Source organism: Amycolatopsis vastitatis, from assembly GCF_002234595.1.
GTDB lineage: Bacteria > Actinomycetota > Actinomycetes > Mycobacteriales > Pseudonocardiaceae > Amycolatopsis > Amycolatopsis vastitatis.
The window spans coordinates 1-14714 of the sequence record NZ_NMUL01000082.1 but is presented as its reverse complement, the minus strand read 5'-3'; the positions used below and the strand labels follow the sequence as shown (position 1 = coordinate 14714).

Below are 14714 nucleotides of genomic sequence, written 5' to 3'. Positions count from 1 at the left end.
GGCTGCTGACCGGGTACGGCTTCCTCGCCGGCGTTCGACGTCGGCGAGGAGGCCGCCGTACCACGTGGTTCAGCGCAGGCGCTGGTGGAGCTTCCGAGGAAGCCGCCGACGTCTCGACGCCCCTCCTCGCCTGCCCGCCGGCGCCCGGATCGACATGACGCTCACCGGCCTCCCGCTCGACACCGCGTGCCGGCTCGTCGTCCACGCCAAGGACGGGCGCGAACAGACCGTGTCGTCGTGGCACGTGACCTATGCCGGCGCGATGCGGGTCAGCGCGACGACCACCATCGCCACCGGGGACATCGAACGGCTCGACGTCGTCGTCGACGACGACAGCGGCCACTTGCTCCTGGCCGTCAACGCCGATTCGGTGCAGAAGAAGTCCCGGTGAGCTGACCACACCGGGCTTTACACACTGATACCTCCATGCGACGCTCGGGCACGGAGGGGGTCGTGTGACGGAGTCGTTCGGGGCGCAGCTACGCCGCTATCGGCTCGCGGCCGGGTTGACGCAGGAGGCGCTCGCCGAGCGAGCTCGTCTCAGCGGCCAGGCGATCGGGGCGCTCGAGCGCGGTGACCGGCGGTTCCCGTACCGCGCCACGGTCGATCGGCTTTCCGCCGCGCTGGACCTCACCGACGAGCAGCAGCAGGCCTTCGCAGCCGTGACGTCACGCCGGGGTACCACCGGCGCGTCCCGTCCCGAGCCGGGTGCGAAGGATCCACCACGCCAGCTGCCAGGGCAACTCGCCGTGTTCGCCGGCCGGGACGCGGAGGTCGATCGCCTGCTCCGGCTCTTCGAGGAGCCCGAGACCGCCGTCGTGGCCGCCATCTCCGGGATGGCCGGCGTCGGCAAGACCGCCCTCGCCGTCCACATCGGACATTTGCTGGCACCGCGTTTCCCCGGCGGTCAGCTCTATCTCGACCTGCTCGGGCACGCGGCACGCCCGACGGCGCCGATCGACGCCCTCGATGCCCTGCTCCGGGCGCTCGGCGACACTGAGCCGGGCACGCCGGCGACACTGCAGGCCGCGTCGGCGCACTTCAGGTCGTTGCTCGCCGGGAAGCGCGTGCTCCTGATCCTGGACAACGCACCGGACGTGGAGCACGTGGCGCCACTGCTCCCCGGCACGGCCGGATCGGCGGCCATCGTGACGAGCCGGGCGGTCTTGCCCACGCTGGCGCAGGCGCATCAGGTCTTCGTGGACGTGCTGCCCGAGCGCGCGGCCGTCGAGCTGCTGGCAGCGACGGCCGGACCGGACCGGGTGGCCGCCGAACCGGACGCGGCCGCCGCGGTGGTCCGGCTCTGCGGCCGCCTCCCGCTCGCCATCCACCTCGCCGGTGCGCGGCTGGCGACCCGGCCGGGCAGGCCGGTCGCCCACCTGGCCGAGCGGCTGGCCGACGAGCACCGGTGTCTCGACGAGCTGGAAGCAACCCCGGCCGGCGTCCGGGCGAGCTTCGCGTGGTCGTTCGACCAGCTCGCGCTCGGCACGCATCCGCTCGACCGGCAGGCCGCACGCGTCTATCCCCTGCTGTCCCTGCTCGACGTCCCGGACCTGCCGACGAGCGTCGTCTGCCAGCTGCTCGATCTGCCCGAGCAGGAGACCGAACGGCTGCTGGAGCGGCTGGCCGATCTGCACCTGCTCGAGGCTCCGGCGCCAGGCCGGTACCGACTGCACGATCTCCTACGCCGTTACGCCGGCGAGCTGGCGACGGCGATCACGGTGCCGGACCGCGCAGCAGCACTCACCCGTGTGCTCGAGCTCTACGCCACGGTGGCGTGGCGGGGCATGGCGCTGGTCTCGGCTTCCTCGCACCGGCTGGACTGGGCAGCAGGCCGAGCCGAGGCAACGGCGGCACCAGCCCTGGACACACCCGCCGAGGCGTTCGGCTGGCTCGACACGCACCACCCGCCCCTCGTCACCGCCGTCGAGCAGGCCATCGGTATCCCCGGCGTGCCAGGTGACGTCGTCGCCTCGGTCGGGCTCGGGCTGTTCGCGTACTACCGTGCCAGGGCCCGGTGGCGGGACGCGATCCGCGTCAACGAGGCGACGTTGACCCTCGTTTCGGCGGGGTCCGACCGGGCCGCGGTCGCCACACTGCGCAACGACCTGGGCATCGCCGCCGCCGAGCTGACCCGCGCGTCCGGTTCCGACGACTACCGGCGAGCCCACGACGAGCTGCGGCAGAGCCTCGCGGACTGTTCACGGCTCGACGACCGCCGATACCTGGCGGCGTGCCTGAACAACCTCTGTTTCGTCTTCAGTCTCGGGAACGACCTCGACGAGGCCGTCGACTTCGGTGAACGGAGCCTCGCGCTCAACCGCGAGCTGGGCATGTCCCAGGCCGAAACGATGACGCTGGTCAACCTCGGCGTGCTTTACGGCCGGAAAGGCGACCCGCAGCGAGAATTCGCCTACGCCACCGAAGCGCTCGACGTAGCGCGAAGAACCGGCGACGACCGCGGCATGGCCTACGCGCAGTCGAGGATCGGCGTCGTGCATCAGGAAGCCGGACGGTACGAGCCCGCCGTCACCAACCTCAGGCAAAGCGCCCGGCTCTGGCGAGCGGCGGGAGTCCGGCTCGACGAAGGAATCGCACTGGCCGCCCTCGGCCGCACCCTCCTCGACATGGGCGAGCCCTGCGCTGCCGCCAAGGTCCTCGCCGATGCCCACACCCTGCTGCATCAACACGGCGGTGCCGAACGCGAGACCGCCGTCCTCGCCGACCTCGAACTGGCGCGGAACGCCGCCAAGTGTGCAGGCGAACTGTAGAGGTTGTCGCTGTTCGTCACCGCCGCGACCGGACAGGCTGGGCAACACGTGCCAGGGTCCTTCGGCGCGGGCTCACTCACCTAGGGAAACGAGGGGAATGTGACCGTACGCACGGGGGTCACCCGGGCCGCCATCGGTTTGCTCACCGCCGGGCTGCTGCCGTTGACGCTGGCCGTCCCGGCCGAAGCAACGAACTACGCCTACGACGGCAAGGACCCCATCGCGACCGGATGGCGCCAACGACGCCACGACGAAAGCGCTGTCACACCTCAATTCCGGGGGTGACTGGAGCGAAGCCTACGTGGAGCTGCGGTACAGCCTCAAATGCCACACGGCGTGGGCTCGGCTGAGCAACGCCTACGGTCCTGACCCGGGCAACTTCACCGGCGGCTACGCACTGATCCACCGTAATTCCGACCTCAAGCAATACCGGTGCGATCTCGTCGATGCGGCCGAGAACACGTCGTGCTACACCGCGATGGTCTACGACAAGGACCCGATCACGTCCAGTGCGTACGGATTCGATCACGACTGGAAGCTTCGCCACTGGGTCAAGGCCTGGACCTCCCCGTACTGATCCGGCCCCGAAGGCAGCGATCCGGCAAGGGTCGCGAAAGCCTTGGGACCGCGTACCCCAGGCGCGGTCCCAAGGCAGGCGGTCAGGCCCAGCCGATCACCGTCAGCAGCACGCCCAGGATTCCGGCGCCGGCCAGCGCTGTCACCACTCCGCACCCGCTGGTTGCCCCGCAGGCGACCCAGATGGGGGCCGCCGATCAGCACGAAGGCGAAGGACGGGGCGAAGACGACCAGTGCGGCCAGCAGCGCGCCGGTCAGCCCCGCGGCGGCGTGGCCGACTACGGCGACCGTCTGCACGATCGGGCCAGGGGTGATCTGGCCGAGCACCACCGCGTCGAGGAACTGGGCGTCGGTCATCCAGCCGTAGGTGTGCACCGCGTGGTGCTGCATCAGCGGGATGATCACGAAACCGCCTCCATAGGACAGCGCGCCGTTCAGCAACAAGCAGACCGCCTCACCGGTGTGGGTCGCGGTCATCCGCCAGCGCAGGACCACCCAGCCGCGGCAATTCGCTGATCACGCCCCGATCCCGGCAGTCGCTCGCGCACCTGTCTTCACATCGATGTCATTCGCGTGGACCCACGAGGAAGTCGGCGACGTCGGCGCGGCTGATCCGCATTGCCGGCTTCTCGGTGCCTGCCTCGGCGGCCCGCAGCGGAGCACCGCCGGGCTGCCGGAGAGAGCGACGGGCCTGACGAGGGTCCAGTCGGCGCCGGAGGCGCGGACGACCCGGTCGACGCCGTGGCGGTCGTTGTAGGCGGCCTTGAGGCTGGACACGCTGATCAGGGCCCTGAACATCGGGGTGATCCTGGGCCAGTCGTCTCCGGCGGACAGCTGGCTCATCGGATATGGCCCCTGTGGTTGCCGGACGTCACGTCGTCCGGCAACCACGGTTCCGGCCGCCGGCGTATCGTCTCGGCGATGACACGAGTGATGGTCATCGGTCTCGACCCCGCCAAGCTGGACGGCTGGGACCCTGAACCGGTCCAAGCCGCGATCGCCCGCGGCCGAGCCCGATTCGACGATCACGGCATCGCGGCCGACTACTGCCTGGTATCCCCCGAGGAGCGCCCCGAACAGGCCGTCGAGGAGGCGCTGGCCGGCCACACCTACGCCTGCGTCGTGATCGGTGGCGGCATCCGCACCCACGAACCCTTGCTCGAGCTCTTCGAACGGGTGGTCAACCTGGTCCGCCGGCACGCACCCGCCGCGGCGATCGCGTTCAACAGCAGCCCGGAGGACTGCGTCGACGCGGCGCTGCGCTGGCTGCACTGACCGGCGTTTCAGGATCCCGACAGCGGCTGGCTGAACCGGATGCTGTTGCCGAACGGGTCACGCGGGCCGCAATCGATCCCGTACGGGCGCTGGATGACAGCCTCGGCCACGCGCCACGGTCGGAGCAGCAGGCAACTTGTCTCGAGCACAACCTCGTGTCCTTGCGTCAGCCCAGATGTCATGGCAGCAACTCCGTCACGCCCAAACGCACTGTCATGCCGACGACAGGAAGATCGAGGTGTCGCGTCCGCTCGCCGCACGGAATGGCGATGCGCACCGTCCGAAGTGCCGCGGTGGTGAACTCGCCGAGTCGTCAGCCGGTGGGCATGCCGATCTGGTCGTGCTCCAGCGCGGTGCGCAGCAGGGCCAGCGCCTCGGCGACCGCCGCCGTCCTGGTGGCGCCGAGGGTCTCTCCGACCAGTTCGGTCACCCGCTCGGTGAAAGTCCGTTCGGCGGCGTCGGCCAGGCAGACACCGTCGTCGGTCAGGACCAGCAGCGACGAACGGCGGTCGGCCGGGTTCGGTTGCCGGGCGACCCAGCCGTGCCGCTCCAGGCGGTCGATTCCCTTGCTGGTCGCCCCGATCCCGATCGCGAACTCGGCGGCGAGGTCGGCCACCCGGGAGCCGGGGTGCTCGCGCAGGTGGTACAGGAACTCGTACTGCGAGGTGACGATCCCGTGCCGCTCCCGCAGCCGGTCGTTGAGCGCGTTGTACAGCCGCGTCTCGCAGCGGACCAGGTCGGCGAACAGCACGCGGAGATCCGACCGAGGGCCCTTCGACTTAGATGCCACGGCATATACTGTAGCGGCATACACTCGAGAGGACCACACCATGAGCAGGGCACAACGAGCGAAGATCGACGCGATGCTGCGTGACCAACCGCAGCCCGAGAGCCCGCCGTCGGTCGAGCAGATGCGAGCGGGGTTCGCGACCATGATGGCCGCGATGACCGTGCCGGACGGAATCGAAACCACGGAAACGGTGCTCGGGTCGCGACGGGCGCTGCTGGTCGAACCGGCCGGCCGGTCCCGGGCCGGCACGATCCTGTACTTCCACGGCGGCTCCTACATCGTCGGCTCGCCCGAGACCGCGCTGTCGCTGACCGGGAACCTGGTGACCAGGACCGGCTTCCGGGCGTTGTCGCTGGACTACCGGCTCGCTCCCGAGCACCCGTTCCCGGCCGCGATCGACGACGCGGTCGCCGCCTACCGCGCGTTGCTCGACGCCGGCGTGGACCCCGCGTCCATCGCCTTCGCCGGGGACTCCGCCGGCGGTGGCCTGACCGTCACCACCTGCCTCTCGGCCCGCGCCGCGGGACTGCCGGCGCCGGCGGCGATCGTCGCCTTCTCCCCCGGCCTGGACGGCACCCGCACGGGCGAAAGCATGGACACGAAGGCCGGCATCGACCCGTTCTTCACCCGTGAGGGCCTCCAGCGCACCGGCGCGATGTACCTCGCCGGCCAGGACCCGCGCCACGAACTGGTCAGCCCCGCCCAGATCGGCGACCTGGCCGGCTTCCCCCCAATGCTGCTCCAGGTCGGCACCAACGAAATCCTGCTGGACGACTCCACGCGGATGGCCGCCCGCGCCCGAGAAGCCGGAGTGGACGTCATCCTCGACGTCACCGCCGACGTACCGCACGTGTTCCAGGCGTTCACCGGCATCCTCGACGAAGCCGACCACGCTCTCGACCGCGCGGCGCTCTTCCTCACCCAGCACGTTCACCCCGGCGAGTCGTGAATGTGCCGACAGGCGCTCATGCCGCAGGGCGGTCGACGGCAGGCGGCCAGACGCACGCACATGCCGGTGAGCAGGCAATTCGCGCCGCGGCCATCGAGAGGCGCTACTCGCGCGACTGGATCCTGACCGCACCGCACGTCGAAGCCGGCGGCTGATTCCGCTGGAGCTGATCTGCCCGTTACGCGGGGATGGCCGCGGTGCCGAGCACTCGGGTCACTGCCTCGGCGAGTGGCGTGCCGCACGCCGAGTGCCAGGCGACGATGACGTCCGGGCGCAGCAGCAGAGCGCCGTCGGCGGGCAGGCAGACCTCGGCGAGCCAGTGCTGGTGCGACACCGTGGCCAGGCGCAACCCGAGACGATCTGCTTCGGCGATCCAGCGTCCGTTGTCCGGGCCGGTGAGCAGGGTCAGGCCGGGCCCGGCGAGGTCCACAGTGGACGTCGTCGCGTCGAGCCAGGCATGGGGCACGCGCGTGCCCGGACGGCCGGCCGGGGCGTAGTGGTCGACAGGCGCGGGGCCGCGGCCGTCGGGTACGAACGCGCCTTCGGTGTACTGGGTGCCGAACATCGTGGCGGGCAGGTCGTCGTGCCGGCTGTCGGGCTTGGTGAAGGCGGCCAGCATGTCGCCGACGTGCCCGCGGACCGTGCTGGAGGCTTCGGCGATCGCGTAGCCGGCCGGACGGCGTTCGGCGTGGTAGGTGTCGAGGAGGGCGGGCGCCGCCTGTCCGGCCAGTACGGCCGCGAGCTTCCAGGCGAGGTTGGCCGCGTCGGCGATGGCGGTGTTGGCTCCGGCCGCGGCCATCGGGGGCATCATGTGCGCGGCGTCGCCCACCAGGAACACGCGGCCGTCGCGGAACCGGTCGGCCACGCGCATCGCCGACTCCCAGGGCGACCGGCTGAGCAGTTCGACTTCGAGATCCGGGATGCCGGTCACGATGCGCAGGAGGTCGTGCCAGTCGCCGTCGCCGAGCGTGTGCGCCTCGGGGAAGTCGGCCGTCGAGAACAGCCAGCGGTCCGTGCCGTTGACCGAGAGGAAGGCGCCCGAGGCCACCGGGTTGTCGATCTCGCACAGGTTGAACGGCTTTTCTCGCGCGAGCTCGGTGAGATCGGCGCGGAAGTAGAGGTCGAGGTTGTCGGCGAGATGACCGTGGCCGCTGCGCGGGATGCCCAGTGCCGTGCGGATGGGACTGCGGGCGCCGTCGGCGGCGATCAGGTAGTCCGCGGTCAGCTCATACGGCTCGCCGTCCGCGGGCTTCAGCAGCGCGGTCACCCCGTCGTCGTCTTGCGTGAAGGACACCAGTTCGGTGCCGAGCCGCACGGACACTCCCCGTTCTTCGGCGGCCCGGCGCAGGATCGGCTCCAGCACGACCTGCGGGCACAAGACGTTCGGTCCGGGGCTCAGCTCGGGAATCCTCGCCTGCTGCAGCCGCCGCTCCCGCATGGTGCCGCTCAGTTCGCGCACCTGGGCGGCGGCCAGTGTCGGGCCGGCCAGGACCTCGGTGAACGACGCCAGTGGCGCACTCGCCTCGGCGACCTCGGCCGCGAGGCCCAGTAGGCGGAACACTTCGGTGCTGCGCGGGTTGAACCGGCGCGCCTTCGGCTGCGGCGACACACCGGCGTGCTTCTCGACCAGCACCGGATCCACCCCTTCGCGCCGCAACAGCAGGGCGGCGGTCAGTCCAGCGATCCCGCCACCGCTGATCAGAACAGGAAGACGAACGGTCATCGGAACTCCTCGATCCAAAGTGACACGGTACAACTTAGTACACCGTACAACTAGTGGTATCGTCAAGGCATGACGACCGGGATGGGGAGGCGGGAGCGCAAGAAGGCGGCTACCCACCAGGCGCTGGCCGACGCGGCCCTGCGGCTGTTCCTCGAACGCGGCTACGACAACGTGGGCGTCCGTGAGATCGCCGACGCCGCCGACGTGTCCACCACAACCCTGCAGAAACACTTCCCCAGCAAGGAATCGCTCGTCTTCGACCGGGACGCCGACATCGAGGAGGCCCTGATCGCCGCTGTGCGCGACCGCGCGCCGGGCACTTCAGTGCTCGCCGCGCTGCGGGACCACACGCTGACCCGCGTCGAGCGCGGCGCCGCCGCCGACGGGGCGGCGGAGTTCATGACCCTCGTGCGCAGCACGCCGGCACTCAGCGAGTACTGGCACCGGATGTGGATGCGGCACGAGGACGCGCTCAGCCAAGTCCTCGCCGCCGAAACCGGCGCACCCGAAACCGATCCCGGATGCGCCACACTGGCCCACTTCGCGCTGGAAACCTCGGCACTCGCGATCCGCGCCGAAGATCCGGCCCGCACCGTCGAAGCCGCGTTCGCCATCCTCGAACACGGCTGGCGCGCCGCACCACGCTGAGCTTAGATACGCCGGTGCTGTCGCGGGCGGAGGCGATGTCGGCGGGCTGACGGTGCGCGTCGGTCGGGTCGGGTGTGCGGGTGACCGCCTGAACCAGACGATGCACAGCCACAGTGTCCCCGGTCAGAATGATCATGCTGTAGGCGGCCAGGCGGCCCAGCGCCTCGGATAACTCGGGCTCCCCCATCCCACCGATCAGCAGGTCCCGGGGGATGCTGTCCGGGGCGAACCAGGCCAGTTGCCGCAGCACCCCGCCCGCGGCCGGGGTGTCGGTGAGGCGGTCGAAGGTCACGTGCCAGACCCTCGCCATCGTCCGCTGCGCATCACCGCCCTCAGCCGTCGCGGTGGGCTGACCCGAAGAGGCGGTGCCACCCCAGGGGACAGGGTGGTACCGCCGCCCACGGTCAGCTTCCCGCGGCGCAGAAGGTGTCGTCCGGCCGCTTCCCGCTCACCAGGTACTCGGTCACGAGCGCGTTCCCGCACTTGCTGGGCGTGAACAGGTAGGCCCCGTGCCCGCCCTGGTCGATCGTGATCATCCGGGCGCGCTCGCCGAACGCCGCGCGCAGCTTGCGGGCTCCCGACAGCGGCGTGCCCGGATCACGCTGGTTCTGCACCATCAGCACGTTCGCCGGGCCGTGGCCGGTGATCCGCACCCGCGGCTCGGCCGGCGGGGCCCAGTACGCGCACGCCGAGATGTTCGCGCTCGCCGCGCCGAGCAGCGGGTAGCGGATCCGGTCGACGGCCACGTCCACCTGGTAGCTCGCGATCGACCGCGGCCACGCCGAATCCCCGCAGATCACCGCGAACCGGGACGCCAGCAGGTTTTCCACGCCGGTCACCGGCGCCTCCGGCGGCTTCGGGGCCCGGCCCTGATCGAGTCCCTGCCAGTCCTTGGCCAGCTGCGTCAGGTCCGTCACGTACAGGCCTTGGAACGTCAGGCCGCGGAAGACCGAGCCGTCGACGCCCTCGACCGGCTCACGGTCCAGCCGCGCCGCCAGCTCGTGGAACTTGGCCGTCACCCGCGCCGGCGTGGTGCCGAGGCCGTACTCCGGGTGCGCCGCGGCGAAGGCCGCGAAGTCCGGGAACCGGTCCTCCATGCCCCGCGCGAAGCCGCGCATCGCGTCGATGTCGTAGCCGCCCGGCCCGAGGCTGCTGTCCAGCACGAACCGGTCGCTGCGCTCGGGGAACAGCGTCGTGTACACCGCGCCGAGGTACGTGCCGTAGGACGCGCCGAGGTACGACACCTTCGCTTCCCCGAGCGCCGCGCGGATGCGGTCCATGTCCCGCGCGGTGTTCGCCGTGGTGAGGTACGGCAGCATCGACCCGGTCTTCGCCTCGGCGCACTGCTCGGCTTCCTGCTTCGCCAGCGCGGCCTGCTTCACGACGTCGGCCGGGCCGTTCGCGTACGGCAGGTTGCCGACCGCGATCTGCTCCGGCTTCAGGTCGCACGTCACCGGCGTGCTGTGCGCGACCCCGCGCGGGTCGAACCCGATGATGTCGTAGGAGTCGAGCACGTCCGGCGGCATCCGCACGAGCTTCAGCAGCTGCGGGTAGTCCAGGCCACCGCCGCCGGGACCGCCCGGGTTGGTCAGCAGCACGCCCCGCCGCTTCGCCGGGTTCTTGCTCGGCAGGCGCGACACGGCGATGTCGATCGTGCGCCCGCCCGGATCCCGGTAGTCCAGCGGGACTTTCATGGTCGTGCACTGCAGATCCGGCGTCGGGAACGCCCCGGCGGGGCACGGTCCCCAGGCCAAAGTGTTCGGTGCGGCGGACGCCGCGGGGACGACGGTCGTCGCGCCGGCCACGGCGATCGCGACGGCCAGCAGGGTTTTACGCATCGGAATTTCCTTTCGTTCGCACCGCCGGTCAGCGGCGCGGTTCCCAGCGGAAGAGCCGCGTCGCCAGCACGACCGCGACGAAGACCCAGGCGAGGGTCGGGGCGAAGAGGACCAGCGAATCGGCGACCGGGCGGCCGCCGTTCCACGCGTCGAGCACCAGCTCGGCCGCGGAGCCGCCGGGCAGCAGGCGCTTGAGCAGCGTCAGCTCCCCGGTTCCGGTGAGGCCGACCCAGCCGGCCACCGCGATCACGCCGAAGCTGATCGGCAGCGTGGTCACCTGCGCGTGTTCGGGCGAGTTCGTCAGCCCGGCCGTGGCCAGCCCCAGCGCGAGCATCATCACCACGGTGGCCACGACGGCGGCGGCCAGCAGCAGCGGGTTCGCCGGCTTCCCGGTGACCACGGCCAGCACGGCGAGCAGCACGGCGATCTGCACCACCGCGATCGCGGTGACCGGCAGCAGCAGCCCGCCGAGGATCCCGGCGTCGCTCGCCGCGGTCGAGCGCAGGCGCTTGAGGAACAGGTTCTGGCGGCGGGCGGCCAGCGTCGTCACCGCCGTGGTGTAGAGGCCGATGCCCAGCACGAAGAACAACGTCAGCGTCGCGATGTAGCCGAGGCTCCCCACCTCGGCGAACAGGTCGTGCCGGGCGATGAAGAACGCGCTGAGCGCGGCCGGCAGGACCAGGGCGGTGACCAGGACGAGCCGGTTCCGGAACAGCTGGAGCAGTTCGCCGCGGGCGATCGTCAACATGGTTCCCCCTCTCAGGAGTTTTCGATGGCGCGGAAGACGTCGTCGAGCCGCGTCGGCCCGGCCTGCAGGTCGAGCAGTTCCACGGCCTGGTCCTGCGCCCAGGCGAGCAGCGTGTGCAGGTCCTTCTGCAGGCCGAAGGTCTCGACGAGGTACTTGCCGTCCACGCCCCGCGTCGCGAGCAGCGGCGGCGACGGCGCGTGGGCCGGGAGTCCGAAGTGGATGGTCGAGGGCAGCGTCCTGGTCAGCTCGGCGACGGTGCCCTCGCGGTGGAAGGCGCCCTGGTGCATGAGCCCGATGCGGTCGGCGCGCTGCTGCGCTTCCTCGAGGTAGTGCGTGGTGAGCACGACGGTCGAGCCGTCCTCGCGCAGCCGGTCGACGGCGTCCCAGAGCGCGTCGCGGGACTGGATGTCGAGGCCGGTGGTGGGCTCGTCGAGGAAGACCAGCTCGGGTGTGCCGTAGACGGCGGTGGCGAAATCGAGCCGCCGCTTCTCCCCGCCCGACAGCTGCCCGACCTTGGTGCCCGCCTGGCGGGTGAGGTCGACCACACCGAGCACGCGCCCGACGTCGTCGTGCCGCTCGGTGAGCCGCCCGACCAGGCCTACGGTTTCGCGCACGGTCAGATCGGCGGAAAACCCGCTCTCCTGCAGCATGATCCCCATCCGCGGGCGGACGGCGGCGCGGTCGCGGGGGTCCTTGCCGAACACCCGCACGGCCCCCGAGGTCGGTGCGCGGTGACCTTCGACCGTCTCCAGGGTCGAAGTCTTGCCGGCGCCGTTCGTGCCGAGCAGGGCGTACAGCTCCCCGCGATCCACTTGGAACGAAAGGTCTTTTACGGCGGGGAAGCCGCCGTAGGTGAGGGTGAGGCGATCGACGTCGATGACCGGTGTCGTGGACATGCCCCGAATTCCAGCGTGGATCGGCGCGGCCCGGCAGTGTGGCGACGTCACCCCGGGATGTGACGTGGTGTCACTGGTGCGGCCCGCCGATCCGGATACGCTCGGCTGGTGGAGGTACCGATGATCGCGCGCCGGAGCTCCTGGACCGGCGGGGCGGTCCAGGAGCGGCTGCGCCGGCTGAACCTGATCACGACCGTCCCGCCGCTGGCGATCGTCGGCGTGCTGCTGCTGGTGCTGACCGCCCGCTCCTGGTGGCACGTCGTCATCCAGGTGATCGGGCTGGTCGCGGCGCTGGCGACCGCCGAACGCTGGACCGCGGGCGACTACCTCCGCGTCGCGCGCCCGAGCCTGGTCGTCACCGCGGTGGTGTGGCTGGCCGGGGCGCTGACCGACGACACGTCCGCGTTCTTCGGGCTCTCCGTCGTGGGGTCGTTCCTGATCCCGCCGCTGCCGCGCCACCGGCTCGCCGCGCTGGGCGGGCTGGCGGCCCTGATCGCGGCCCTGGGCACGACGAACGCGCTCGTGCACGACGACCGGATCGGCTGGCGGCTGTTCCAGTTCGCCGCCGTCCCCGCGGCCGCCATGCTGTTCTCGACCGCGTTCATGTTCGTCAGCCAGCGCTTCTTCGACCTGATCGCGGAGCTCGAGCAGTCCCGCGAGCGCGAAGCGGACCTCGCCGTCACCCGGGAGCGCGTGCGCTTCGCCTCCGACCTGCACGACATCCAGGGGCACACCCTGCACGTGGTGAAGCTGAAGGTGGCACTGGCCGAGAAGCTGCTGGACCGCGAACCGGATCGGGCGCGCGAGGAACTGCGTGAGGTGCACGACCTGGTCGGTGAAACCATCGTCCAGACCAAGGAACTCGCCTACGCCCAACGGCGGCTGAACCTGTCCGCCGAGCTGGAGAACGCCAAGAACCTCTTCGAGGCCGCGGGCATCCACGTCCGCGTCACGCGCGAGTCCGAAGTGGACGCCGCCGCGGGCGAACTGCTCGGCCAGGTCCTGCGCGAGACGACGACCAACATCCTGCGCCACGCCGAAACCCGCCAGGTGGGGATCACGCTCACCCGGCGTGGGATCGCGATCGTCAACGACGGCGCCCCGGACACCGGCCCGCTCGAGCTCGGCGGGCTCGCGGTGCTCCGGCAGCGCCTGGCGGAGCACGGCGCCGAGCTGGAAGTCTCCCACCAGGGCGGCCGCTTCCGCACCGCGGCGGCCTTCCCCGCGCCGAAGGAGGCCCGACGATGACGACGGTGGTGCTCGCCGACGACGAAGCCCTGCTCCGCAAGGCACTGGCCGCACTGCTGCCGCTGGAAGGCGAGATCACGGTGCTGGCCGAGGCCGAAGACGGCGAGACGGCGGTCGCGGCCACCCTCGAACACCGGCCGGACGTGCTGGTCATCGACCTCGAGATGCCCCGCGTGGACGGGCTCGGCGCGGTCGAGGAGATCCGCCGGGCCCTGCCGGAGCAGGTGATCCTGATGCTGACCCGCCACGCCCGCCCCGGCGTGCTCCGCAAGGCGCTGAAGCTCGGCGTCCAGGGCTTCGTCAGCAAGGCGGCGGAACCGGCCCACATCACCTCGGTGATCAAGACCCTGCACGCGGGCAAGCGCTGGATCGACCCGGACGTCTCGGCCCTCGCCGTCGTCGACGACTGCCCGCTGACCGACCGCGAGCTGGACGTCCTGCGCGCGACCCGGGAGGGTTTTTCGGTGGCCGACATCGCCGGGCAGCTGCACCTCGCGGAGGGCACGGTCCGCAACTACTTGTCCAACGCGATGCAGAAGACCCAGACCCGCACCCGCCACGAAGCGGCCCGCTACGCCCGTGAGCACGACTGGCTGTAGCCAATCGACCCCGAATGGCGGGAGCGGCTGTGCACGCCGCCGTCCGCCTGGCACAGCGCGGCGGCCTCGCGAGCGTCACCGCGGAGACGGTGACAGCCGAGGCGGGCCTCCCGCCCGGCGCGGCGGCCGAACACTTCGACTCGGTCCCGGCCCTGCTGCTCGAGGCCGGCTCCCGCGTCCTGCGGCTGCGGACGGACACGCTGCGCGAGTGGCTCGACGGGCCGGGTCCGGAGAACGTCGTACCCCGGCTGGCGGAGCTGATCGACCACCAGCTGACCAAGCGGTCTTCGTGACCTACGAAGCGGGCAGAGTGATTCCGCGTCACGGCGAAGTCCCCGCCGGACAGACCGGCGTATCGATGAGCTTGACCTGACCGGGATCGGCCGCCGGGGATGAACCCTGCGTGTCACCCCAGAGCTGCGCCCGAAACTGAGCTCGCCGCGCCGTGCCGCGAAAGCCCGCTCCTCGGACAGCGGGGCCTCGGCTTTCGCACCTCTTCTGGGTGATCTCGCGAGTTCCGTGCGAGCTGTCGCTGGTGCGTCACACGGATCACATTTCATCTTGTGACGATCGGTAAACTCGACGACGTGGCCGAACCCGTGTCCCAGAACGCTCCTGAGGATGACCCCGATCGCTCCGAAGCGGACAAGCCC

General features: G+C 70.9%; 16 protein-coding genes. 10 read left to right on the top strand and 6 right to left on the bottom strand.

The genetic code is table 11. The features are described 5' to 3' along the window. Positions 1 to 64: 64 nt before the first annotated feature. The 4 genes from CF165_RS47460 (at position 65) to CF165_RS47445 (ending at position 3348) form a co-directional block, all read left to right on the top strand. A complete protein-coding gene (locus CF165_RS47460) occupies positions 65 to 391 on the top strand; it encodes a hypothetical protein (RefSeq protein ID WP_143268888.1) in 327 nt (108 codons plus the stop codon). 64 nt (positions 392 to 455) lie between these two features. Further along, the gene (locus CF165_RS47455; RefSeq protein WP_093954185.1) at positions 456 to 2771 is read left to right on the top strand and encodes an XRE family transcriptional regulator; all 2316 of its coding nucleotides are present in this window, start codon (positions 456 to 458) and stop codon (positions 2769 to 2771) included. Positions 2772 to 2870: 99 nt separating this feature from the next. Continuing rightward, positions 2871 to 3056: a hypothetical protein gene (locus CF165_RS47450; RefSeq protein WP_093954184.1), complete on the top strand. Its 186-nt coding sequence runs from the start codon at positions 2871 to 2873 to the stop codon at positions 3054 to 3056. Continuing rightward, positions 3031 to 3348 carry a DUF2690 domain-containing protein gene (locus CF165_RS47445; protein WP_093954183.1) on the top strand — a complete coding sequence of 106 codons (318 nt, stop codon included), beginning with the start codon at positions 3031 to 3033 and terminating at the stop codon, positions 3346 to 3348. Before CF165_RS47450 ends, CF165_RS47445 begins: the two co-directional genes overlap by 26 nt. Here CF165_RS47445 and CF165_RS52315 read toward each other — a convergent pair. Further along, positions 3297 to 3824, bottom strand: a complete 528-nt coding sequence (locus tag CF165_RS52315) for a chromate transporter (RefSeq protein WP_205661212.1) — start codon at positions 3822 to 3824, stop codon at positions 3297 to 3299. The genes CF165_RS47445 and CF165_RS52315 overlap by 52 nt on opposite strands. Positions 3825 to 4268: 444 nt before the next feature. Here CF165_RS52315 and CF165_RS47430 point away from each other — a divergent pair, with 444 nt between their 5' ends. Next, positions 4269 to 4622, top strand: coding sequence for a hypothetical protein (locus CF165_RS47430; RefSeq protein ID WP_093954201.1), 354 nt, complete (start codon positions 4269 to 4271; stop codon positions 4620 to 4622). 313 nt (positions 4623 to 4935) lie between these two features. On the opposite strand, the gene CF165_RS47420 is transcribed toward CF165_RS47430, so the two are convergent. Continuing rightward, positions 4936 to 5412, bottom strand: a complete 477-nt coding sequence (locus tag CF165_RS47420; RefSeq protein ID WP_240522171.1) for a MarR family winged helix-turn-helix transcriptional regulator — start codon at positions 5410 to 5412, stop codon at positions 4936 to 4938. Positions 5413 to 5452: 40 nt separating this feature from the next. Here CF165_RS47420 and CF165_RS47415 point away from each other — a divergent pair, with 40 nt between their 5' ends. Then, positions 5453 to 6361: an alpha/beta hydrolase gene (locus tag CF165_RS47415; RefSeq protein ID WP_093954180.1), complete on the top strand. Its 909-nt coding sequence runs from the start codon at positions 5453 to 5455 to the stop codon at positions 6359 to 6361. A gap of 178 nt (positions 6362 to 6539) precedes the next feature. Here the strand turns inward: CF165_RS47415 and CF165_RS47410 are convergent, their stop codons facing one another. Next, positions 6540 to 8084: an FAD-dependent monooxygenase gene (locus tag CF165_RS47410; RefSeq protein ID WP_093954179.1), complete on the bottom strand. Its 1545-nt coding sequence runs from the start codon at positions 8082 to 8084 to the stop codon at positions 6540 to 6542. 69 nt (positions 8085 to 8153) lie between these two features. Between CF165_RS47410 and CF165_RS47405 the strand changes: the two genes are divergently transcribed. Further along, the gene (locus CF165_RS47405) at positions 8154 to 8732 is read left to right on the top strand and encodes a TetR/AcrR family transcriptional regulator (RefSeq protein WP_093954178.1); all 579 of its coding nucleotides are present in this window, start codon (positions 8154 to 8156) and stop codon (positions 8730 to 8732) included. A 404-nt stretch (positions 8733 to 9136) separates the two neighbouring features. Here CF165_RS47405 and CF165_RS47400 read toward each other — a convergent pair whose 3' ends face one another. From CF165_RS47400 to CF165_RS47390, 3 genes are read right to left on the bottom strand one after another with little or no spacing between them, the layout of a single operon-like run. Then, on the bottom strand, positions 9137 to 10570 hold the full coding sequence (locus tag CF165_RS47400; protein WP_093954177.1) for an alpha/beta hydrolase: 1434 nt from the start codon (positions 10568 to 10570) through the stop codon (positions 9137 to 9139). A 28-nt stretch (positions 10571 to 10598) separates the two neighbouring features. Further along, positions 10599 to 11318 (bottom strand): ABC transporter permease, encoded by a 720-nt coding sequence (locus CF165_RS47395; protein ID WP_093954176.1) that lies wholly within the window; start codon positions 11316 to 11318, stop codon positions 10599 to 10601. Positions 11319 to 11329: 11 nt separating this feature from the next. Further along, positions 11330 to 12214 carry an ABC transporter ATP-binding protein gene (locus tag CF165_RS47390; RefSeq protein WP_093954175.1) on the bottom strand — a complete coding sequence of 295 codons (885 nt, stop codon included), beginning with the start codon at positions 12212 to 12214 and terminating at the stop codon, positions 11330 to 11332. Positions 12215 to 12322: 108 nt separating this feature from the next. On the opposite strand from CF165_RS47390, the gene CF165_RS47385 reads away from it, so the two are divergent. From CF165_RS47385 to CF165_RS47375, 3 genes are read left to right on the top strand one after another with little or no spacing between them, the layout of a single operon-like run. Continuing rightward, the gene (locus CF165_RS47385; protein WP_093954174.1) at positions 12323 to 13462 is read left to right on the top strand and encodes a sensor histidine kinase; all 1140 of its coding nucleotides are present in this window, start codon (positions 12323 to 12325) and stop codon (positions 13460 to 13462) included. Beyond that, positions 13459 to 14061, top strand: coding sequence for a response regulator transcription factor (locus tag CF165_RS47380; protein WP_093954173.1), 603 nt, complete (start codon positions 13459 to 13461; stop codon positions 14059 to 14061). Before CF165_RS47385 ends, CF165_RS47380 begins: the two co-directional genes overlap by 4 nt. Positions 14062 to 14090: 29 nt before the next feature. Beyond that, positions 14091 to 14354, top strand: coding sequence for a TetR family transcriptional regulator (locus CF165_RS47375; RefSeq protein WP_158226959.1), 264 nt, complete (start codon positions 14091 to 14093; stop codon positions 14352 to 14354). The last annotated feature ends 360 nt before the right edge of the window (positions 14355 to 14714 follow it).

Coding starts and splice junctions, on each gene's coding strand:
- CF165_RS47390 (WP_093954175.1), bottom strand. CDS start 12,214: ATGTCCACGACACCGGTCATCGACGTCGATCGCCTCACCCTCACCTAC.
- CF165_RS47405 (WP_093954178.1), top strand. CDS start 8,154: ATGACGACCGGGATGGGGAGGCGGGAGCGCAAGAAGGCGGCTACCCAC.
- CF165_RS47395 (WP_093954176.1), bottom strand. CDS start 11,318: ATGTTGACGATCGCCCGCGGCGAACTGCTCCAGCTGTTCCGGAACCGG.
- CF165_RS47410 (WP_093954179.1), bottom strand. CDS start 8,084: ATGACCGTTCGTCTTCCTGTTCTGATCAGCGGTGGCGGGATCGCTGGA.
- CF165_RS47400 (WP_093954177.1), bottom strand. CDS start 10,570: ATGCGTAAAACCCTGCTGGCCGTCGCGATCGCCGTGGCCGGCGCGACG.
- CF165_RS47380 (WP_093954173.1), top strand. CDS start 13,459: ATGACGACGGTGGTGCTCGCCGACGACGAAGCCCTGCTCCGCAAGGCA.
- CF165_RS47415 (WP_093954180.1), top strand. CDS start 5,453: ATGAGCAGGGCACAACGAGCGAAGATCGACGCGATGCTGCGTGACCAA.
- CF165_RS52315 (WP_205661212.1), bottom strand. CDS start 3,824: ATGACCGCGACCCACACCGGTGAGGCGGTCTGCTTGTTGCTGAACGGC.
- CF165_RS47430 (WP_093954201.1), top strand. CDS start 4,269: ATGACACGAGTGATGGTCATCGGTCTCGACCCCGCCAAGCTGGACGGC.